Here is a 20,825-nt window from a genome sequence, read left to right as displayed (position 1 = left end):
AACGGAATTGCTCCCGCCATGAAGACTTCGACCGCCCGACTCCGCCGCCGCTTGCTTTCTTCGGTGGTTCCCGTCGCCGTCCTGACGGCATCCCTGCTGGCCGCGGGCTGCGCGGTCAAACCGGAGCCGCTGACGTCCGAGGAGAATCTGGCGCGCGTGCGCACGGATCTGAGCGTCGTGCTGGCGCCGCAGGAACCGCTGACCAAGGCGGTGTCGATGGACGAGGCGATGGCCCGCGCCATCAAGTACAACCTCGACGAACGCGTGAAGGTCATGGAGATGGCGGTCGCCAGCGACCAGCTCGACCTGTCCCGCTACGACATGCTGCCGCGCGTGGTGGCGGCGGCCGGCTACAGCGGGCGCAACAACGACGCCGGGTCGGAGAGCCTGAACCTCGCCACCGGCCGGCGGACGGGCGAGAGCACCACCGCCACCGACAGGCACCGCCGCACCGGCGACCTCGCCTTCACCTGGAACGTGCTGGATTTCGGCGTCAGCTACCTGCGGGCGCGGCAGAACGCCAACCTGGTGCTGATCGCCGACGAACGCCGCCGCCGCGTCGTCCAGGGCATCATGCAGGATGTGCGCACCGCCTACTGGCGCGCCGTGGCGGCCGAGCGGCTGCTGAAGCGGATGGCGCCGCTGGAGAAGCGGGTCGAGGGCGCGCGCCGCGATGCCCGCACGCTGGAGGCGCTGCGCGTCCAGGCCCCGTTGCAGGCGCTGAACTACACCCGCACCCTGGTGGAGACGCTGCGCCAGCTGCAGTCGCTGCGGCGCGAGCTGGCGGCGTCGAAGTCGCAGCTGGGCGCGCTGATGGGCCTGCCGCCGGGCGAGCCGTTCGAGATCGAGATGCCGGCGGCCAGCGTCATGCAGGCGCCGCCCAAGCTGGATGTCGGCGCCGAGGCGCTGGAGACCTACGCCCTGCTGAACCGGCCGGAGTTGCTGGAGGAAAGCTACAACCAGCGCATCTCCGCCGACGAGACCTGGCGGTCGCTGCTGAAGCTGCTGCCGGGCATCGACCTCAACGCCGGTCTGCGCTACGACAGCAACAGCTTCCTGGTGAACCAGCGCTGGGCCGATTACGGCGCGCGGATCAGCTGGAACCTGATCAACCTGGTTTCCGCCCCCGCCACCAAATCCTATGCCGAAGCGCAGGAGGAGCTGGTCGCCTTCCGCCGCCAGGCGCTGAGCATGGCGGTGCTGAGCCAGGTGCATGTGGCGGTGCTGCAGTTCGGCGAACTGAAGCAGGAATTCGCCCTGACCGCCGAGCAGGCCGACCTCGACGGCCGCATCCGCTCGCAATACGCCAATGTCGGCGAGGCCGGGCAGGTGGGCGAGCTGGGGGTGATCCAATCGGAGGTGACGGCGCTGCTGTCCGACCTGCGCCGCGATCTGGTGCTGGCCGACCTGCACAACGCCTATGCCCGCGTCATGGTCTCGGCCGGCGTCGACCCGCTGCCCGAGACGGTGGCCGCCGACGACCTGCCCACCCTGACCCAGGCGGTGGGCCGGGGCCTGTCCTCCTGGCAGGAGCGCGCCAACAGCGTCCTGCGCGTGAAGGATCTGATGGCCGCGCCCAAGGCTGCCGCCAAGGACGGTGCCGCTCCGGTCCCGGCTTCCGCCGCCTCGCCTGCGCCTGCGTCCTCCTCCGTTCCTGCCGCTGCCCCGGTTCCCGCTCCGGTTCGAGGGGCCGCTCCGCCACCCGCTTCGGCCGTAAAAACCGCAACCCCGGCCGCCGCCTCGGTTGCGATGGCGTCCTCCTCTCCCGTCATCCAGGCCGATCTCGGGGCTTACGCAAGCCACAGGCTTGCCGAGCAGGAATGGGATATGATCGCCAAACGCCTGGGAACGGAGGGCAACGGGGTTGGCGCCCTGTATGCCTCCAGCCGGCGTGCCCAAGACGGCAAGACCATCGTGCAGCTGCGTGCAGGCGGTTTCGCCGACCGCGCCGCGGCTGAGCGGTTCTGCCATCGTATGAAGGATAGTCAGCGGGAATGCACCGTTCGTACCCTTTCGGCCCAAGAGCAGCAGTCCGACAAGCAGCAGTCCGACAGCCGGCCCGCCGGCCGGCTCGCGGCGCTGTGATCCGCCACGGCGCTCGGCCCGGTGCCGCCGGCGCCGCCTTCCTTCTGATCGCCCTGCTGGGTGGGGGCTTCGCCTCCACCCCGGCAGCCGCCCAGGACGCCGCGCAGGGGCAGGTCCGCGCCCTGGTCGAGGCCCGGCGGCATGCCGTCCTCTCCTCCGAGATCCCCGGCCGCATCGCCCGCATGGGCGTCGATGCCGGCCAGAGCTTCAAGGCCGGCGACCTGCTGGTCGCCTTCGACTGCGCCAGCTATCAGGCGGAGTTGGACGGCGCCCGCGCCCAACTGAACGCGGCGGAGGTGACGGCGCGGGTCAACCGGCGGCTGAACAGCCTGCGTTCCATCGGCGAGGCGGAGGTGCAGCTGGCCGAGGCCAAGGCCCAGGTCGCCCGCGCCGACGTCCGCAAGGCCGAGGTCCAGGCCCGGCGCTGCGACATCAAGGCCCCCTTCGACGGCCGGGTGGTCGAGCGCCGCATCCAGGAGCATGAGTCGGTCGCCGCCGGCGCGCCGCTGCTGGAGATCCTGTCCGACCGCGACCTGAAGGTGGAGCTGATCGTCCCCTCCTCCTGGCTGGTGTGGCTGAAACCGGGGCAGCGCTTCGACCTGCGGGTCGACGAAACCGGGGCCACCCTCCCCGGCGAGGTCGTGCTGCCCGGCGCCAAGGTCGACCCGGCCAGCCAGTCGGTGAAGGTGACCGCCAAGCTGACCGGCGAGGGTGTTCCGGCCGGCATGATCGCCGGCATGAGCGGCACCGCCATCTTCCCGGAACCGGTGGTGTCGTCGTTGCAGGGAACTCCCCAGGGAACTCCCAAGTCCGGAACGGCGAGGCCATGAGCGTCGCCATGGCCCAAACCCCGCCCCAGCAGACGGCACCGCCGCAAGCGGCTCCCCAGGGTGCTCCGCAAGGAGGGCCGCAAGGCGCCCCCCAGCCGGTCAACGGCCTGCTGATGCTGCTGGAGCTGCAGCGGCAGGCCTGGCGGCAGGCTACGGCGCCGGAGCTGCGCTATCACATCGTCAACCAGACCCGCCGGCTGATCGCCTACCGGCAGGCGGCCTTCCTGACGGTGGGCGAGCGGGGACGGGCGACGCTGGAGGCGGTGTCCAACATCGCGGTGCTGGAGCCGAACGCCCCCTTCGCCCAATGGCTGGAGGCGGCGGTGCGCGCCGTCGCCGCCGGGGCTCAGGCCCAGGTCGTCCATGTCGTCGATCCCGCCGCCCTGCCCGCCGCCGTCCGCGCCGCCTGGGGCGAATGGGGGCCGGCGCAGGTGCTGTGGTGCCCGCTGCGCAAGCCGGAAGCCCCGCGGGAGGGGATGCCCGGCGCCGCGACGGACAGCCGGGCCAAGGCCGCCCCGCCGCCGGCCGGCCTGTGGCTCGGCCGCGACGAGCCCTGGACCGACGGCGAAATCCTGCTGCTGAGCCATCTGGCGGAAGGCTACGGCCATGCCTGGTGGGCGCTGTCGGGCAAGCGGGCGAAGAGCCAAGGGCTGCGCCGCGCCCTGCTGCCTCTGCTGGTCCTGCTGCTGATCGCCGGCGCGCTGGCCATCCCGGTGCCGATGTCGACCCTGGCCCCGGCGGAGATCCAAACCAGCAACCCGGTGATCGTCGCCGCCCCGCTGGACGGCGTGATCGACCGTTTCCATGTGCAGCCGAACGAAACGGTGGCGGCCGGCCAGCCGCTGTTCAGCTTCGAGTCCACCGTCCTGCGCAGCCGCTTCGAGGTGGCGCGCAAGGGCCTGACCCAGGCGGAGGCCGAGCTGCTGAGCGCCTCCCAGGCCGCCTTCGCCGACCCGCAGACGAAGGCCCGCGTCGCCCAGCTCCGCGCCCAGGTGGAACTGCGCCGCGCCGAGATGACGCTCGCCCGCGAGATGCTGGAGCGGGTGACGGTGAAGGCCGACCGCGCCGGCATCGCCGTCTTCACCGACGTCAACGACTGGCTGGGCAAGCCGGTGTCGGTGGGCGAGCGCGTGCTGACCTTGGCCGACCCACAGGCCCCGGAGATCGACATCATGGTGCCGGTCGGCGACGCCCTGGTGCTGGAGCCGGGGTCCCTGGTGGAGCTGTTCCTGAACGTCGATCCGCTCCATCCCCTGCAGGCACGGCTGGTCCATGCCAGCTACGAGGCCGGCCTGTCGTCCGCCGGCGTGCTGTCTTACCGCGTCAAGGCGGCGCTGGAGGCAGGAGAGGCCCCGCCGCGCATCGGCCTGCGCGGCACCGCCAAGATCCTGGGCGACCGCGTGCCGCTGGCGCTCTACCTGTTCCGCCGCCCGCTGGCCCTGCTGCGCCAGTCGCTGGGGATTTGAGGGGAGGGACCGGGGATGGCAAGCCCGCCCCTTTCATCACTCGGCAAGAGCCTGACCGGATGCCGCCCCCTCTTCGGAAAGGCCGCTTCCGGCCAGACCGAGGAACACGAGGACGGCCTTGCCCATCCAGGCCAGAGGAGCGGCTTCGAGCGTGCCGACCCGGTGCCCGACCTTGGCCCGCGGGACCGTCATGATCTTGTCCGCCATGATCCGGAAAGGCTGGGCCAGTCCGTTGCCGCCGGTCGGCTCGACCAGCCGGCGGAACAGCGGCGCGTCGGTCGGATCGATCGTGAACGGACAGACGGTGACCGAGGCGGTGCCGGAAAAGCGGTCGTCCTGCAGGATGACGACCGGCCGTGGCTTTCCCGCGTAGCCGGCTCCGCCGGCCACCGTCCAGATTTCGCCCCGCATCATTCGCCGTCATCCAGAGATCCCCAGCCCGCGGCATCGACGAAGCCCTGGTCCTCGGCTTCCCGCGGGCTGCGGGCGACCGCCAGGGACTGGCGCCGGGCTTCGGCGACGAAGGCCGGGTTGCGGATGTCGGGGACCCAAATCTGCAGCGGACGCAACCCCTGCGCCCGGAGCCGCGCGCGATGCGCCTTCACCTTCTCGCGCGAGGTCCGGCGGATTGCAGGCATGGCGGCCTCCTGTCATCGGTTACATGTAACCTGGGCCTCTCCGGCCAAGCCGTCAACGGCGATGCGGGTGTCGCACCGCCTCCGCTCCATGCGTCCACGCCATTCCTGAATCGCTTTCCCGAAAAGGACGCCGTCCTCCCGTGTCCATCGCCATCCCCCCCGCCGGTCTCCGCGCCGTCGCTTCCGCCCCCGCCGATCCGCTGGCCTCCCTGCGGCTGCCGGGGCTGCGCGACGATCTGGCGCTGCTGCCGGCACCGGCGGGGCAGGACGGGGCGCCGGGCTGGACCATCCACGATCCGGTGCGCAACCGCTATTTCCGCATCGGGCCGGAAGCCTTCGCGCTGATCGCCCACTGGCACCACGCCAACCCGCGCGCCATCGCCGCGGCGGTGGCCGGCGACAGCCTGTTCGAGCCGACGCCCGAGGACGTCATGGGCTTCTACCAGTTCCTGGCGGCCAACAACCTGACCGTCACCGTCGACACCGCCTATCTGGCGCGTCAGTCGGCGGCGCGGCACACCGGCTGGTTCTGGTGGCTGGTCCACAACTACCTGTTCTTCCGCATCCCGCTGCTGCGGCCGGACCGTTTCCTGTCGGCGACGATGGGGCTGGTGGCGCCGCTCTACAGCCGGACCTGGATGGTCCTGGTGCTGCTGACCGCCGTCCTAGCCGGGCTGCTGGTGGCGCGGCAGTGGGACGCCTTCCTGCACACCTTCCAGCATTTCTTTTCTCCCGAAGGGCTGGCGCTCTACGGCGTCACGCTGCTGGGCACCAAGATCTGCCACGAGCTGGGCCATGCCTACACCGCCAAGCGCTTCGGCTGCCGGGTGCCGACCATGGGGGTGGCCTTCCTGGTGATGTGGCCGGTGCTCTACACCGACACCACCGACGCCTGGCGGCTGGTCTCGCGCCGGCAGCGGCTGGCGGTGGGGGCGGCCGGCATGGTGACCGAGCTGACGATCGCCGTCTTCGCCACCCTGGCCTGGAGCTTCCTGCCCGACGGGCCGCTGCGCAGCGCCGCCTATTTCCTGGCGACGGTCAGCTGGATCACCACGCTGGCGATCAACCTCAGCCCCTTCATGCGCTTCGACGGCTATTACCTGCTGTCCGACGCGCTCGACGTGCCCAACCTGCAGGAACGCGCCTTCGCCATTGCGCGCTGGAAGCTGCGGGAATGGCTGTTCGGGCTCGGCATGGCCCCGCCGGAGGAGATGCCGGCGGCGCGCCGCCGCATCCTGCTGGTCTATTCCTACGTCACCTGGGTCTACCGGCTGGTGCTGTTCCTCGGCATCGCGCTGCTGGTCTACCACGTCGCCATCAAGGTTCTGGGGATCCTGTTGTTCGCCATCGAGATCGGCTGGTTCGTCGCCCGCCCCTTCCTGACCGAGGCCAAGGCCTGGTGGGGCTTGCGCGACCGCTTCCGCGTGAACCTGCGCACCGGGCTGACGCTGGCCGGGCTGGCGGCGGCGGCCGGGCTGACTCTGCTGCCGGTGACCTCCACCGTGTCGGTGCCGGTGGTCTGGCGGGCATCCGGCTTCGCCACCGTCTACGCCCCGTTCCCGGCCCGTCTGGAGGAAACGCTGATCGCCCGCGGCCAGGGCGTGGTGGAGGGCCAGCCGCTGTTCCGCCTGACCGCTCCCGACCTGGAGGGCAAGCTGCGCCAGGCGGAGCTGCGCATCGACTGGATGCAGGAACAGATCGCCCGCCTGACCGCCAGCCGCGAGCAGCTCGACCGTGTGCGGGCGATGGAAGAGGATCTGGCCGCCGCCCTGGCCGAGCGGCAGGGGCTTCTCGACAGCCGCGATCGGCTGGTGGTGCGGGCCCCGCTAGCGGGCACCGTGCGCGACATGGAGGATGCGCTGACGCCAGGCCGCTGGATCGGGCCGAAGCTGCCGCTGGCGATGGTGGTGGCGCCGGGGACCGGCGAGTTGGTCGGCTATGTCGGCGAGGGCGATTTCGACCGGCTGAGCCCGGGAGCCGGGGCGCGGTTCCACCCCGACGACCCTCTCGCCCCCCGGCGCGCGGCGAAGCTGCGCGCGGTCGATCCGGTCGCCGTCTCGGTGCTGGACGTGCCGGCGCTCGCCTCGGTCAATGGCGGCCCGGTGGCGGTGGAGGGACAGGGTGGCCCGCAACCCGGCCAGCAGCATGCCGCAGGCGGCCGCAGCGCGCTCGCCCCGGTGGAAGCGGTCTACCGCATCACCCTGGACGTCGACCCGGCCGCCTCCGGCACCGGACGGGAAGGGCCGGAGCGCGTCACCCGCGGCATCGTCCGCGTGACGGGCGAGGCCCGCAGCATCGCCGAACGCTTCTGGCGCATCGCCGCGTCGGTGCTGATCCGCGAGACGGGGTTCTGATCGGCTCTTTCCGGATCGTGACAGACGGCGACCTACGCCATCCCCACCGCCAGAATCCCCTCAGCCGCCGCAGCGAATCCGGCCGGCTGCGGACGGGCATAGCCGATCGGGTTGGGGCGCAGTTCGTTGCGGCCGTAGGTGATGAAGTGGACCAGCGCCTGCTGCTGGTCGCTGCCGAAGGCGCGCTGGAGGTCGGGGTTGGCCATTAGATAGGCGAGCGCGTTGAATCGGGTCGGCCGGCCTTCCGTCTGGCCGCCGGACTGGTAATGGGCGGTGGCGGCGGCAGTATCGGTGCCGAATCTTGCGGCCAAATCCGGATTGGCGGCCAGATAGCTCAGCGGGTCGAAGCCGGCGGCGTCGCGCCTCGGCGTGGTGCCGTAGAGGACGACATAGAGCTTCACCTGCTGCTCGTTGGCGCCGAACGCGCTCATGAGGTCGGGGTTGGCCATGAGATAATCATGGGTGTTGAAGCTGATCGCCCGGTTCTCCAGCCTGCCAGAGCGGATGTAATGCTCCTCCGCCCGTGCCGGGTCGTTGCCGAAGCGAGCCGCCAGATCGGGGTTGGCCGCCAGATAGGTCAGCGTGTCGAAGCCGATGCGCCTGTCTTCGCGCCGTCCATAGAGCATGTAGTGACGAGCGGCTTGGGCGGTGTCGGTGCCGAAGGCCGCTGCGAGATCGGAGTTGGCGGCCAGATACCCCAGGCCGTCGAAGGTGATGCCGCGCCCCTCGATCCGGCCGGAGGTCACGTAATGGCGGGCGGCGGCGGCGGGGTCGATCCCGAAGGCCGCCGCCACATCCGGGTTCGACGCCAGATAGCCGTAACCGTCGAAGCGGGTGGGCCGCCCCTCCCGCTGGCCGTAGGACAGGTAATGGCGCGTGGCCGCCACGCTGTCGTTGCCGAAGGCCGTCGCAAGGTCGGGGTTGGCCGCCAGATAGGAGAGCGGGTCGAAGCTGCCCGCCGGCCGCCCTTCCCGCCGGCCGAAAGCCAGATAATGCCGACTCGCCGCCGCCGGATCGGTGCCGAAGGTCGCCACCAGATCGGGATTGGCGGCAAGGTAGGAGAGCGGGTCGAAGGATTGGGTCGCCCGTCCCTCCGCCCGGCCGAAGCGCAGGTAATGCTCGCGCGCGGCCGCCGCGTCTGTGCCGAAGGCGGCGGCCAGATCCGGGTTGGAGGCGAGGTAGGCCAACGGGTCGAAGCCGGCCATCGTCTCGGCCAGCGAGGTCACCCGCAAGGTCACGGTCTGGCCGCTGACGGCACCCTGGCTGTCGGTGACGGTGTAGGCGAAGGAGCCCGGCGAGCCCGGGGTGCTGGCCGGCGCCTGATAGGTCAGGCCGGCCAGATCGGCCGCACCCAGCGTCATTCCACCGGTGACGGCGGTGCCGTTGGCCAGCCGGAGCGTGCCGGCGGCCGGCAGCCGGGCCAGCGTCACCGTCATGCCGTCCCCCTCGTCCGGGTCGCTCGGCCGATTGATGCCCAGCGCGATGGCCGACCCGCCTTCCAGGGCGGTCAGGGTCTTGTCGCCCTGGACGGCCGGCGGCCGGTTGGCCGGGCGCGAGGCGATGGTGAAGCCGACCCAGCGGCTCCAGGCCACGCCGTTGTAGGCGCGCACCGACAACTCGTCGAGGCTGGTCAGGGCGGAGGCGGCGAAGGTGATGCCGGCGAAGGCGGCCGCGCTCAGCGGCACCACCGCGCCGGTCGCCTGGGCAACCCCGCCGACCATGATGGAGCCGGCGCCATTGGTATTGTCGACCAGCTCATACTGGGTGACGAGGCCGCCGGTTGGATCGGACGCCGTCACCAGCCCGGCGAGGCCGATCGACGAACCGATGGAAACCCGGCCGGGCCTGGCGACGACGGCCGGCGGCATCAGGCTGATGCGGGTGTCGGCGAACAGGGCGTATTCGACGTCGGTTAGCGTGTCGGTGCCTTCGCCGACGCCAGAGATGGTGGCGCCGTCGGCGGTGACGGTGACGGTGTAGGAGGAGCGGCTGCCGTTGTAGACCGCGGTGTCGATGTCGCCGCCGCCCTGCAGCGTGTCGTCGCCGGCCCCGCCGGTCAGCGTGTCGTCGCCGGCCCCGCCGGCCAGCAGATTGTTGGCGCCGTTGCCGATCAGGATGTCGCTGCCGCTGCCGCCGGCGGCGTTCTCGATGGTGACGCCGGCGGCGATCGCCACATTGCCCACCGCCAGCCCGCCTGACCCGTTGGGGCCGATGGAACTGAAGGCGCCGGGCGTCAGGTCGATGGTGACGGCCGAGACCTGCCCGCTGGCGTCGATGCCGTCGGTGCCGCCGGCATCCCAGATGGCCTGGGTGACCGCGACGCCGTTGCCGGCGAAGACATAACGGTCGTCGCCGATGCGGGTGTTGGTGTTGGCGCCGTACAGGTACTGGGCCGCCGCGATGTCGTAGAGCGCCGGCCCCGTCGCCAGCCCGTTCAGGCCCAGGCTGGGGTGCCGGTTGTAGGACATGATGGTGTACCGGTAATTGTCCTCGGCCGTGGACAGGTAGGGCGGCTCGCCCCCGCCGCCGGTGGCGTTGTAGTTGCCGGGATGCTTCAGCCCGATGGCATGCCCGATCTCGTGCAGGATCGTCAGGTAGCCGTAGCTGCTGGGCGTCGGGCTGGCGTTGGTGGCGGCGGTGTTGGAGAGGTAGACGTCGCCGCCGCCGTCATAGAGCGACCCGGTCGGATAATAGGCGTAGGCGGCACTGGAACCCTGCCGGTTGGTGCCGAGGCGGATCGAGCCGCCCTGCCCGCTGTTGGCGCCGTCGGAGGTCTCGACGAAGAAGATGTTGGCGACGGCGCTCCAGGCGGCGAAGGCTTGGCGCACCGCGTCGCGCTGTGTGCCGGACAGCGGCGCGAAGCCGGTGGAGTCCGTGCCCGAAGCGTAGGACGGCGCCCGTTCCATGAAGCTGTAGCTGACCGTCGCCCCGCTGCCGACCCCGCCGCCCCAGCGCGGCGTTCCCGGCGCCAGCAGGGCCGAAACGGTGACGGAGGCGGCGCCCTGCGGCGCTCCTTGCGGTTCCGGCCCTGTGGCGATCGGGGCGGCACTCCAGCCGGCGGCGCTGCACAGCAGGCAGGAACAGGTGGACGCAATGCCAGCCGGAACGCCGGCCGGGGAAACGGACAGGTCGGTGATGGTGGTCGTCATGGCCGGCAGGAAATCCGCGCCGCGGGCTGCGGCTCCGTCACTCTACAACCTTCCATTCCCCTATCGAAAGAGGAGGGGAACCCGGACCTTTTTTCTCACCGACCCTGCCCCATGCCATGGCCCATGGACCAAAGCCTGTGCAATACCATCCATTAGGCCCAACCGGTCAGAGCCGCATTTCTCAAAAGCCGCTGGCCCGCAGGATTTGTTCGCGCATAGCACTGTATGGGCTGTTGCCGTGCTTTCCAGCGAGCGCCCCGGTCAGGATGAGCGGAAGCGAATCCCCAAGGCGTGGCGGCAGCACGGTGTCCGGCCATGCGGCGTGCGTCATCTCGCTTCCCAGCAGCTGGGCCGCGCGTTCGACGCAGGCGAACAGGGCGACTTGGTCGATCATCCAGATGTAGCAGCGCCCGAAGTTGGTCCTGAGGAAGTCGGCCATCATCAGAAGCGTCAGATAGCCGCTCCGGCTGTGGCGGAAATGAACGAAGGAGGCATTGTAGCGGCTGCACAGCGGCTCGCCGCGGTAATCGGTGTGGGCGACATCGGCCTCCCCCGCTGCTTTGACGATATCCTCCGGCTTTTCCCGGAACAGCACGTCGGCATCGCACACGATGACGTTCGCCTTGTGTCGTAGCATCACCTCGGGCGCGATGAGGAAGCGGGAGGAGGCATAATAAGGCTTGTCGACGGCGTCTCCACGCCGCTCCCAGCTTTCACGCGTGATGGTAAGCGGCAGGGCACCGACGACCTCCCGCAGGCGCGCGACCAACCTCTCGACCTCGTCGTCGGCGTTGAGGATGTGGTAATGGACCGCCACCGCCGAGCCCAGCGCGTGAAGGTTCAGGATCTGTGCGGCGGCGTAGCGCTTGAAATAGGCGGCATCCACCGATGCCAGAAGCACATGCGCGGTCGTCGGCCTGAAGGGGAACGCAGCATCAGCGGCATCCACCGTGGCCAAGGCGGCTCCGGCGCGACGGATGGCAAGAGACGACAGATCGATGGCGCATAGCGCGTCACGGGTATATTTGCCCTGCCGGAACAGGGCCTCGCCAAGCCAGAGATGGAAGATGGCGTTCGGACAGCCGGCCGCAGCGCGGCCATGCGCTTCCGCCAGAGCGCACCGCCCGACCTCATTGAACAGGAACGCCAGATTGGCGTGGATCTGCAGACGCGAGGAGGAGGGCCGCCCACGCTCAAGCGCCTGGGTAAGCAGGGCTATTCCATGCTGAGCAATCGCCGGGTCGCGCTCGAGGATGCCCATGCCGGAGAAGGCCATCCGGTTTGCGAGGGCAAGATACAGCCTTTCGTCGCCGCTTCGCCAATCGATCAGCGCCTCGGTCAGTCGCCGTCTTTCCGCCTTGTCGCCGATCCTTGAGATCAGCAGCGCCAGGGCGGCATAGAGCCCCTCGTGGTCGCCGCCGGCTTCGATGGCGCAAAGCTCCCGGTCGAGTGCTGCGGAATCTCCGGCCAGCGCACGGGCGATGGCGTCGACCACCTGCTGGAATTTGTGCTCATCCATCTACACCCTCGCCTTTCCGGCCTTGGGCTTCCAACCCTGTCTGTCGCCCCGTCAGGATAGCGTCACGCTCCTGTCTTGTGCGCGATCAGCGCCTCGAACACCTTCTCGATGCGGTCGACCGAGCGGGCGACGGTGAAGTCCCTGGCACGGTCGCGACCCGACAGCGCCAGGCGCAACCAGCCGGCCCGGTCCTCCACCAGACGGCGCAGGCGGCCGGCAAGAGCCTCATGGTCCTCCGCCGGGAACAGCAGGCCATCCACTCCGTCGCGCAACACCTCGCCGCTGCCGCCGGTGCCGCTGCCGATCACGGTCAGGCCGGCGGCCATCGCCTCCACCTGCGAGATGCCGAAGGGTTCCTGGAAGACGCTGGGGAAGACCAGCACGTTGCAGCAGGCGAACAGGTCGGACAGGCCGCGGCGGTCCAGGAAGCCGGCGAACCTGACCTTGCCGGCCATGCCGTGACGCTGGATATAGTCCTGGCAGCGGGCGAGCAGATCAACGTCCGGAGCCTCCCCGGCCAGCGTGCAGTCGAAGTCGATGCCTTGGGTGTGCAGGATCCCCAGCGCGTTGATCAGCGTCTGCGGCCCCTTGTAATTGACGACCAAGCTGGCGAAGGCGATGCGCAGCCGGTCGGTCGCCGGCATCACCGCGCGGTGGAAGTAATCGACCCGTGCACCGGGATGGATGAGGGTGGAAGACAGGCCATAGCCAGCGGCGGCCAGCCGCTCGGCCACCCAGCCGCTGGCCGGACCGGCATGGTAGAGGGGGGAGCGGGGTGCCGCCTCCGGCGCGTAGCCGGGATGCTGGTTGCCCAGACAATGCAGCACCGGAACCCCCATCTGCCGGGTCAGCGGGTCAAGGAACTCGCTTGCCAGCAGATCGAGGTTTCCGACCAGACAGGCCTCGGCGCGGAAGTCGCGGGCGGTCTCCAACACGCGGCGGATGTTGGAACGGATCAGGGCGGCGCCGCGGGCCGGATCGTCGTGGAGAACGGCGCGGCCGTCCTTCCAGGTGCCGTAGAGGGTGAGCGAGCGATCGACATGCGCCTCGATGTCCTCGGTTCCGGCCATGCCCGGCCGAGCGAGGTCGGGCACATCGGCGGTCAGCACCTTCACCTCATGACCGCGGCGGATCAGTTCGGCCGAGAATTCCCACAGCTTGCGGCCATAACCGCCGAACTCCTGCGGTGGGAACAGGTTGGTCACCACCAGAATGCGGCGGCGCTCGCCGGTCGAGGGAACGACCGTCGGCCGGAACAGCGTGCGGTAGCGCTCCAGCCCCGGATGGCCGCCGGCCTGCGTGGCAAGGGTGTCGGCATCAAGCTCCGGCAGCAGGTCGATGGGAGTGGGAGATGCCGCCAAAGCGGCACGGCGGGCCTCATTCGCATAGATGGCGGCTTCGGCGGCGCGGCCGGCGGCGGCACACAGGCGGGCAAGCTCGGCAAGCGCATCCGGACGCTGGCGGTCAAGGGCCACGCAGCGTTGGAGGGCACGTTCACTCAAAGCGGCATCCCCCAGCGCCAGCGCCAGCCGGGCCGTCCCGATGGCCTGATCGGCGGTCGCCAGATGCGGCTCCAGCGCCGCCACGCGGGCATGCCGGAGAGCTGTCGGCAGCGTGGCGTCGGCGAGTGAACGGGCGGCATAGCGTACAGGGTCGGTGCAATGAAACAGGATGCCGCCGCTCTCGGCCGAGGCGAAGCCCCAGCCGGCCAGATGTTTGGATGCCGCGGCATGGTCGCGCGCCGAGGCGGTAGGGCAGAGGACGAAGGCGCCCGGCAGCCGGGCCATCCGCCCGTCGACCTCCGCCCTGCCAAGCTCCGTGTCCGGCCTCATGCCGGACCAGGGCACCCCCCATGGAATCACCGTCACCGCCTCGGCCCGCACCGTGCCGGCAGGGGCGGGCAGCGGCAGGACGATGGGGGCGGCGTCTTCCCGCGGATCGGCGAAACCGACGCGCACCAGGTCGCGGGTCATCGCCAGCAACTCCACGTCCCCACCATGGACGCTCACATGCGAGGCCGTCAGTTGCAGGCACTGCAGCGCCTCATAGGCCTCCATTCGGCGGCGGAAGCGGGCGCCGAAGGCTGGCAGCGCCCCGGAACCCCGCCGCTCGGAGCGCACCTCCAGCACCGGATCGACGCGGTCGTCGAACACGGCCGCGAGGAATTGGCTGCGCTTGACCTGCGGGCTGTGGACCTCCAGCAAATGCGCCTGCCCGGCCCGACGGATCACCATCGCTTCCTCGGGGTGGTCGAGATAATGGCGTGTCAGCTCCGCCAACTCGTCCGGCGAGCGGTATGTCGCGAGATGGCGGCCGGGGGTGAAGCAGCGCTCCAGCCCGGCGTCGGGCGACAGCGCGTCGGTCAGCAAGAAGCCTCCGGCGCCCAGCGCTTCGAAAACGCGCAGATTGAGGTCGCCGTTCAGCGAGACGTTCAGCGTGATCTGCGAATCGGCATAGATGTCGGCCGCCGTTTCCGGTGCGGCCCGCATCGCGGCCAGCGGCAGCCCGGCCGCCACCAGCCGTTCCAGCACATGGCGCCGCCAGGGGTGATAGACGCCGACCTGCCCGACGAAGGTGAGGGGACGGGTGGCACCGGCAGGAATGTCGCGTCGGCGCAGGGCATAGTCGACCGCCGGAATCCAATAGACGCGTTCGAAGCCCGCCTCCAGAAAGACATGGGCATGCTGGCGGGTGTGGTCGAGCACCACCGCGTCAAAGCTCTCCATCGCGCCATAAGCCAGCAGCGTGCGCAGGGGGCTGGCGAAATGATGGGTGTCGCCGACCAGCAGCACCTTGGTGCCCGGCAGCCGGTCGAGCCCACGGGGAAGATTGTCGCGGCTGGCATCCGCCTTGACGACGATCAGCTCCGGGCGCTGGTGCGCCGGCAACCGGGCGACGACGGTCGCCAAATCGAACTCGCCGGCCGGCGTGTTGAGCGAGGAGAAGCCGTCGCCAGTCTCCATTGTCGGACAGCCGGGGCCGCAGAACACCTCGCGCTCCGAGAACAGCGGTCGGCGGTAATAGTCGGGCGGAGCCAAGCAGCAGAACAGCGTAGAGGGACCCGACGGCGAGACGATCATCACAGGGCGTCCAGTTCCTTTAAAAGCGCTACCAGCCGGTCGGCCGCCTTCTTCCAGCTGAACTGATCCAGCAGGTGGCTTTGCGCCGACCGGCGGGTTCCGGCGGGATCGTCGATCACCGCACGCAGCAGGCGGGAAGCCTCGCCTTCGTCGGGGGTCCACCAGTCCTGGCCCTGATAGCCATGAAAGGCGGGCGTGACCCAGCTGGGGATCATATGGGCCGCATGGCCGTCCACATAGGCCTGATAGGCGCTGTGATCGGGAGCCAGCAGGGTGAGGCCCATGGCTCCGGCCTGGGTCATCGGCAAATCCCAGCCCTCGCCATGCGACATGCTCCAGTAATGGGTACCGCTGGCATAAAGCGACAGCATCTCCGTATCCGACAGCAGAGCCTCGACCAGGAAGATCGGGGCCGCCTGCGGCAGGCTGCGGCCGGTCTCCGCCACGGCCTGCTGCAAGAGCGCCTGGAAGCCCTCCAGGATGCGGCCCCCCTTGCCGAGCTTCAAGGCGAGCGCGGCCGGATCGCCGGGCCGGGTCGTCCGCAACCAGACCCGCAGCAGTCCCACCAGATTCTTGCGGCTGTTGAAGTCGGAGACGTTCAGGATGCGCACCGGGAAATCCGCCAGCCGCCGTCCGGCTCCATCGACCAGGGGCAGAGGATGGATCAGCCCTTCCGGCACCGCCTCCACCCCCTCGGGACAGAGGTGAATCCGGTCGGCTGGATGGCCGGCGCGCAGCCATGCGGCGCGCGAGGACTCTGTCGCCACGACGACATGGTCGTGGCGGCGGCTGTATGCCGCCCAGGACGGCAAGATCTGGGCGGCCTCGAAAACGGTGTAGGTGATGGTCTTCAGCCCGGGAACCGCCTCGACCGCCGGCGGCGTGGTGAAGCTCAAGACGGCTTTGGCACGCACTGGCTGGTGGAGCGTGTCCAGCAGGGGGGCGATCTGCCCGTCGGGCAGCAAGTCGACATCGCCATGGTTCAGATCCACCAGCCGGATCCGGATGCCGGCGGCGACCAGATGATGCACGAACCGGCGGACCTTGTAAGCGTAGCCGCTGCTGTCGCGGAACACGCCACGCACCACCAGCCCCGGCGGCAAGGAGGGAGCGGCAGCCTCGGCACTCAAGACCCGCGCGGTGGCGCAGCGATCCAGCGCACGCTTGGCCCGGCCGTTCGCCCCGTCTCCGCCCAGGGCGAGGGCACGCCGCAGCAGCGGCTCGGCCTCGTCAAGGCTTCCTCTGGCCAGGGCATCGCCACCCAGCTGCACCAGCGTCTCCCGGCAGGACGGCTCGACCGCCAGCTTGCGCCGCAAATGGGCCATCGCCTCTTCGAGCCGTCCCTGGTCGATGAGGGCACGGGCCTGGTTGCCGAGCGCAGCCCCCAGACCCGGCGCCACCCGCAACGCGCGCGCCATCAGCGTCACCCCATCGGCAAGGCGGCCCTGTCGGCGCGTCAGCAAGCCCAGAAGGTGAAGGGCGTCCGGCTGGTCCGGAGCGAGGGCAAGGGCGAGGCGGTAGAGGGGGGCAGCGCCGTCGGTCTCACCGGCGCGGTGCCGTTCGACGGCACGCGCGAGTATTTGCTGGGTCAGGCTCATCGCAACCGCATCGAGGTTCGCCGTCATGCCGGAGAGGCGGAAAGATCATGGAACCGGGGCGAACTTGCAACAGGGCTGCCCACCGTTGGGGCGGCCTCACGCTCCGGCCGTTTTCTCCGGCGGACGGACGGGGCTGCGCATCGGGTTCTTGGGGTCGAGCAGACCAAGGCGCTGAAGGGCTTGGGCAAAGGCTTCGGTCAGCATGGTGATGCGGTCGCTGATCTCGGCGATCTCACGGGCGGAGATGACGGGGGCGTCGGCCGAAATGCGGCCGTGGGCGCGGTAGTTCAGGCGGATGGCGACGTCGTCGGTCTCGCCCTGGATCCAGGACCCGTGCAGGATTTTGTTGCGCTCCCGCCCCAGTTCCAAGGCTTCGTCGCAGCGGGCGATCAGGGCCTTGGCCTCGTCGGCAGGCAGACGCAGGCCGGCGATGGACTTCAGCGCGTCGAAGCGCGCCTTGACCTGCATGTTGGAGGCGATCGGCAGGAATTCGGTGTGGTCGGTGCCGAGCAGGCGGGACATGCACAGCGACACCATGTCTTCCAATTGCGCCCAGGACACGGCGATCATGCCGATCGCGCAGTACATCTTTACGCTGAGGGGGCCCAGCCGGACCGTCCGCGTCGTCATAGGCCACCCTTGGCATGCTCGCCCCGCCGTCGGGGCATAGGAGCGAAAATAGGCGTTCCGGGCAGCCTGGGAAAGCCGTCATTGCGCGGCTTGCAGTTGACAGGCCCCCGCGATCCATAGGATGCACTGGCCGCGCAGGCGTAAAGAAGGGGACGACCATCCGCAGCCTCCTCCCGGCGCCATGCACCATCGTCCAAGCATAAGGTGTTCCGCCCCATGGACTCCCAGGCCATCTCCTCCCCCTCGCTGCACGGCTGCCTCACCGCCGCCATCGATGTCCTGCGGCGCACCATGGACAGCCTGGATCCGGCGCGGGTCGAGGCGGCGGTGGATGCGGTCGCGGCGGCACTGGGCGCCAACAAGGCGCTGCTGGTCTGCGGCAATGGCGGTTCCGCGTCGGACGCCCAGCACATCACCGGCGAACTGGTCGGCCGCTTCCTGAAGGAGCGGCGTGGACTGAAGGCGATCTGCCTTAGCTCCAACCCCGCCGTCCTGACCGCCTGGAGCAACGATTACTCCTACGACACCGTCTTCTCGCGCCAGACCGAGGCCTATGGCGAGCCGGGCGGTGTCATCCTCGGTCTTTCGACCAGCGGCAACTCGCGCAACGTGATCGCCGCCTTCGAGGTGGCCAAGCAGCTGGGCATGACCACCATCGCCTTGACCGGCGAGGGCGGCGGCAAGATGGCGGGCCTGAGCGACATCCTGCTCGACGTGCCGTCGCGCTCTACCCCACTGATCCAGCAGGTCCACATCTGCCTCTACCATTACCTGTGCGAGCAGGTCGAAGCCCGCCTGGCCGGCTGAAGCGCGTGCCCATGCTCGATTCCGTTCCGGTTCCCACGACGGCGTCCTTGTCCGTGGGTGAGGTGATGAAGCAGGCCCTGGCCGCCCTGACCTCCGGACGGCTGGAGGAGGCCGAGCGGCTGTACCGGGCTTTGCTGGCGCGGGACGGCAGCTCCGCCGAGTTGTGGAACAACCTCGGCATCGTTCTGGGAGACCTCAAACGGCCGGTCGAATCCGCCGCCGCCCTGCGCATCGCGCTCGCGCTGCGACCGCTCTATGACAAGGCCCTGGTCGGGTTGGGGGCTGCGGCCTATGGCGCCGAGCGGCTGGAAGAGGCGGTGCGCTGCTGGGAGCGCGCCTTGCGCTCCAACCCCGCTCAGAGCGCCGGCGTCTGGTTCAATCTCGGAGTGGCGCTCCAGCTGTGCGGAAGCGCCGAGGCTGCGATATCGGCCTTCAGCCAAGCCGAGGCGCAGATGCCGGATGATCCGCGCGTCGCCAGCCAGCGGCTGTTGTGCCTCAACTATCTCGACCTGCCCGGCGAGCACCTGCTGGCCGAGCACCGGCGCTTCGACGAACGGTTCGGCGATCGTGACGACCGGCAGCCGCTGGCAGCCCCCCACACCAATCGTCCCGATCCGGACAAGCGGCTGCGCATCGGCTACCTCTCGGTCGAGTTCCGCGAACATCTGGGCGGCTATTTCCTCACCCCATTGTTTGAAGCGGCCGACCGCACCCGCTTCGAGATCATCTGCTATTCGATCCTGCCGGATGCCCAGGCAGACGCGCACACCACCCGCTTCAAAGCGCAGGCCGACGGCTGGCGCACCGTCGGCGATCTCAACGATGAGGCGCTGGCTGCACGGATCCGCGCCGACGGTATCGACATTCTGGTCGACCTCGCCGGCCATTCCGGGCTGAACCGGCTGCCGATGCTGGCACGGCGTCCGGCGCCGGTGCAGGTGACGTGGCTGGGCTATCCAAACGGCACCGGCATGAGATCGATCGGCTACCGGATCGTCGACCCGATCAGCGACCCGGTCGGCCCGGCCGACGCCCACGCGGTGGAGATGCTGGTCCGGCTGCCGGCCCCTTTCCTGTGCTTCCGCCCGCCGGCCTCCGCACCGCCCGTGGTGCCGCTGCCGGCAGGCGCCACCGGACACGTCACCTTTGGGTCCTTCAACAAGCTGTCGAAGATCACCGACGGCACCGTGGCATTGTGGGCCGAGGTGCTGCGCCGGGTGCCGGACTCCCGCCTGCTGCTGAAGGACCGGCCGCTGTCCGATCCCGACACCGCCGCCATGGTGCGGGCGCGCTTCGCCGCCGCCGGCATCGACCCGGCCCGGCTCGATCTCGTCGGTTTCATCAAGGACGCCGCCGGGCATCTGGCCGCCTACAACCGCATCGACATCGCGCTGGATCCGCATCCCTACAACGGCACCATCACCACCTGCGACACGCTGTGGATGGGGGCGCCGCTGGTGACGCTGGCAGGGTCCCGCCATGCCGCCCGCGTCGGCGCCAGCCTGATGGCCGCCATCGGCCTGCCCGAGCTGGTCGCCGTCACCCCCGACCGCTATGCCGCCATCGCCGCCGGTCTGGCCGGCGACCTCACCCGGCTGATGCGGCTGCGCATGGGCATGCGCGAGCGGGTGCGGGCGTCGGCGCTGTGCAACGAGGGGCGCTTCATGCGCAACCTGGAGACCGCCTACCGGCTGATGTGGCGGCGCTGGTGCGACGATGCCGCAACCGGGCGCTCGGCTTGACAAGCCCGCCCCGTGGCTTCTACCGATAGCCCATTTTCCCGATCCACAACACCGGACCGCCGCGATGAGCGAAGCGCCGCCCTCTTCCCCCGCCCCCGACGCCGCGTCCGCGGTGCACAGCGGGTCGGCCGACCGCTTCGGCTACGAATGGGGCCGCTATGCCGAGTTGAAGGACATCTACGAGGAGCAGTTCCGCCGCTGGACGCCTTTCCTCAAGCCGGAGGACTGGCGCGGCCTCAGCTTCGTCGACGTCGGCTGCGGCATGGGGCGCAACAGCCATTGGCCGATGAGCTATGGCGCCGCCGGCGGCCTGGCCATCGACATCGACGAGCGCAGCCTGGCCTCGGCCCGCGCCACGCTGGCGCCGCACCCGGCCATGGAGGTGCGCCGCCAGAGCGCCTATGAGCTGGATGAGGTCGAGCGCTTCGACCTCGCCTTCTCCATCGGCGTCATCCACCATCTGGCCCATCCGGAGACGGCGCTCGCCAACATGGTGCGTGCGGTGAAGCCGGGCGGACAGGTGATGGTCTGGGTCTATGGCCGCGAGAACAACGGCTGGATCGTCCGCTTCGCCGACCCGCTGCGCAAGGCGCTGTTCAGCCGGCTGCCGATCGGGCTGGTCCATGCGCTGTCGCTGCCGCCGACCGCCCTGCTGTGGCTGGCGCTGCGGCTGGGTCTGGACCGGCTGGAGTATTTCCGCCTGATCCGCCGCTTCGACTTCGCGCATCTGCGCTCCATCGTGTTCGACCAGATGCTGCCGAAGATCGCCAACTACTGGCGCCGCGACGAGGTGGAGGGGCTGATGACGGCCGCCGGGCTGGAGGATGTCCGCCTCGCCTGGGTCAACGAGATCTCCTGGACGGCGATCGGCCGGAAGCCGCAGGGATAAGGCGGTGGAAAGGGCCGATCGCCGCCCTTTGCCAGCCC

14 protein-coding genes are annotated in these 20,825 nt (G+C 69.8%); 7 read left to right on the top strand and 7 right to left on the bottom strand.

Going from position 1 to position 20,825, the window contains the following annotated elements; all coding sequences use genetic code 11:
- Window positions 1–18 precede the first annotated feature (18 nt).
- The 3 genes from JHL17_RS25470 to JHL17_RS25460 are packed head-to-tail and all read left to right on the top strand — an operon-like array spanning window position 19 to window position 4,381.
- On the top strand, window positions 19–2,085 hold the full coding sequence (locus tag JHL17_RS25470; protein WP_211113555.1) for a TolC family protein: 2,067 nt from the start codon (window positions 19–21) through the stop codon (window positions 2,083–2,085).
- Complete coding sequence (locus tag JHL17_RS25465; protein ID WP_345773877.1) at window positions 2,082–2,915, top strand: efflux RND transporter periplasmic adaptor subunit; 834 nt, start codon at window positions 2,082–2,084, stop codon at window positions 2,913–2,915. Before JHL17_RS25470 ends, JHL17_RS25465 begins: the two co-directional genes overlap by 4 nt.
- Window positions 2,912–4,381 (top strand): efflux RND transporter periplasmic adaptor subunit, encoded by a 1,470-nt coding sequence (locus JHL17_RS25460; RefSeq protein ID WP_200197483.1) that lies wholly within the window; start codon window positions 2,912–2,914, stop codon window positions 4,379–4,381. Before JHL17_RS25465 ends, JHL17_RS25460 begins: the two co-directional genes overlap by 4 nt.
- Before the next feature lie 36 nt (window positions 4,382–4,417).
- Here JHL17_RS25460 and JHL17_RS25455 read toward each other — a convergent pair whose 3' ends face one another.
- Together JHL17_RS25455 and JHL17_RS25450 are read right to left on the bottom strand one after the other, a co-directional pair.
- Window positions 4,418–4,795, bottom strand: coding sequence for a type II toxin-antitoxin system PemK/MazF family toxin (locus tag JHL17_RS25455; RefSeq protein WP_200197482.1), 378 nt, complete (start codon window positions 4,793–4,795; stop codon window positions 4,418–4,420).
- On the bottom strand, window positions 4,792–5,019 hold the full coding sequence (locus JHL17_RS25450) for an antitoxin MazE family protein (protein WP_200197481.1): 228 nt from the start codon (window positions 5,017–5,019) through the stop codon (window positions 4,792–4,794). The genes JHL17_RS25455 and JHL17_RS25450 overlap by 4 nt, the downstream gene beginning before the upstream one ends.
- Before the next feature lie 140 nt (window positions 5,020–5,159).
- Between JHL17_RS25450 and JHL17_RS25445 the strand changes: the two genes are divergently transcribed.
- The gene (locus JHL17_RS25445; protein ID WP_200197480.1) at window positions 5,160–7,373 is read left to right on the top strand and encodes a site-2 protease family protein; all 2,214 of its coding nucleotides are present in this window, start codon (window positions 5,160–5,162) and stop codon (window positions 7,371–7,373) included.
- 32 nt (window positions 7,374–7,405) lie between these two features.
- On the opposite strand, the gene JHL17_RS25440 is transcribed toward JHL17_RS25445, so the two are convergent.
- The 5 genes from JHL17_RS25440 to JHL17_RS25420 form a co-directional block, all read right to left on the bottom strand.
- Complete coding sequence (locus tag JHL17_RS25440; protein ID WP_200197479.1) at window positions 7,406–10,522, bottom strand: M10 family metallopeptidase C-terminal domain-containing protein; 3,117 nt, start codon at window positions 10,520–10,522, stop codon at window positions 7,406–7,408.
- Between the two features lie 181 nt (window positions 10,523–10,703).
- Window positions 10,704–12,041: a hypothetical protein gene (locus JHL17_RS25435; protein ID WP_200197478.1), complete on the bottom strand. Its 1,338-nt coding sequence runs from the start codon at window positions 12,039–12,041 to the stop codon at window positions 10,704–10,706.
- Window positions 12,042–12,103: 62 nt separating this feature from the next.
- Window positions 12,104–15,121: a glycosyltransferase family protein gene (locus tag JHL17_RS25430; RefSeq protein WP_200197477.1), complete on the bottom strand. Its 3,018-nt coding sequence runs from the start codon at window positions 15,119–15,121 to the stop codon at window positions 12,104–12,106.
- Window positions 15,121–16,719 carry a tetratricopeptide repeat protein gene (locus JHL17_RS25425; protein ID WP_200197476.1) on the bottom strand — a complete coding sequence of 533 codons (1,599 nt, stop codon included), beginning with the start codon at window positions 16,717–16,719 and terminating at the stop codon, window positions 15,121–15,123. Before JHL17_RS25425 ends, JHL17_RS25430 begins: the two co-directional genes overlap by 1 nt.
- Before the next feature lie 96 nt (window positions 16,720–16,815).
- Complete coding sequence (locus JHL17_RS25420; RefSeq protein WP_200197475.1) at window positions 16,816–17,349, bottom strand: hypothetical protein; 534 nt, start codon at window positions 17,347–17,349, stop codon at window positions 16,816–16,818.
- Window positions 17,350–17,565: 216 nt separating this feature from the next.
- On the opposite strand from JHL17_RS25420, the gene JHL17_RS25415 reads away from it, so the two are divergent.
- From JHL17_RS25415 to JHL17_RS25405, 3 genes are all read left to right on the top strand, one after another.
- Window positions 17,566–18,156 carry a D-sedoheptulose-7-phosphate isomerase gene (locus tag JHL17_RS25415; RefSeq protein ID WP_200197474.1) on the top strand — a complete coding sequence of 197 codons (591 nt, stop codon included), beginning with the start codon at window positions 17,566–17,568 and terminating at the stop codon, window positions 18,154–18,156.
- Window positions 18,157–18,221: 65 nt separating this feature from the next.
- Complete coding sequence (locus JHL17_RS25410; protein WP_247893813.1) at window positions 18,222–19,898, top strand: O-linked N-acetylglucosamine transferase, SPINDLY family protein; 1,677 nt, start codon at window positions 18,222–18,224, stop codon at window positions 19,896–19,898.
- Window positions 19,899–19,962: 64 nt separating this feature from the next.
- A complete protein-coding gene (locus JHL17_RS25405; RefSeq protein ID WP_200197472.1) occupies window positions 19,963–20,787 on the top strand; it encodes a class I SAM-dependent methyltransferase in 825 nt (274 codons plus the stop codon).
- Window positions 20,788–20,825: the final 38 nt, after the last annotated feature.

The organism is Azospirillum endophyticum (genome assembly GCF_016595245.1).
In the GTDB taxonomy this organism is placed as follows: Bacteria; Pseudomonadota; Alphaproteobacteria; order Azospirillales; family Azospirillaceae; genus Azospirillum; species Azospirillum endophyticum.
This window is presented reverse-complemented; position numbering and strand designations above follow the sequence as displayed.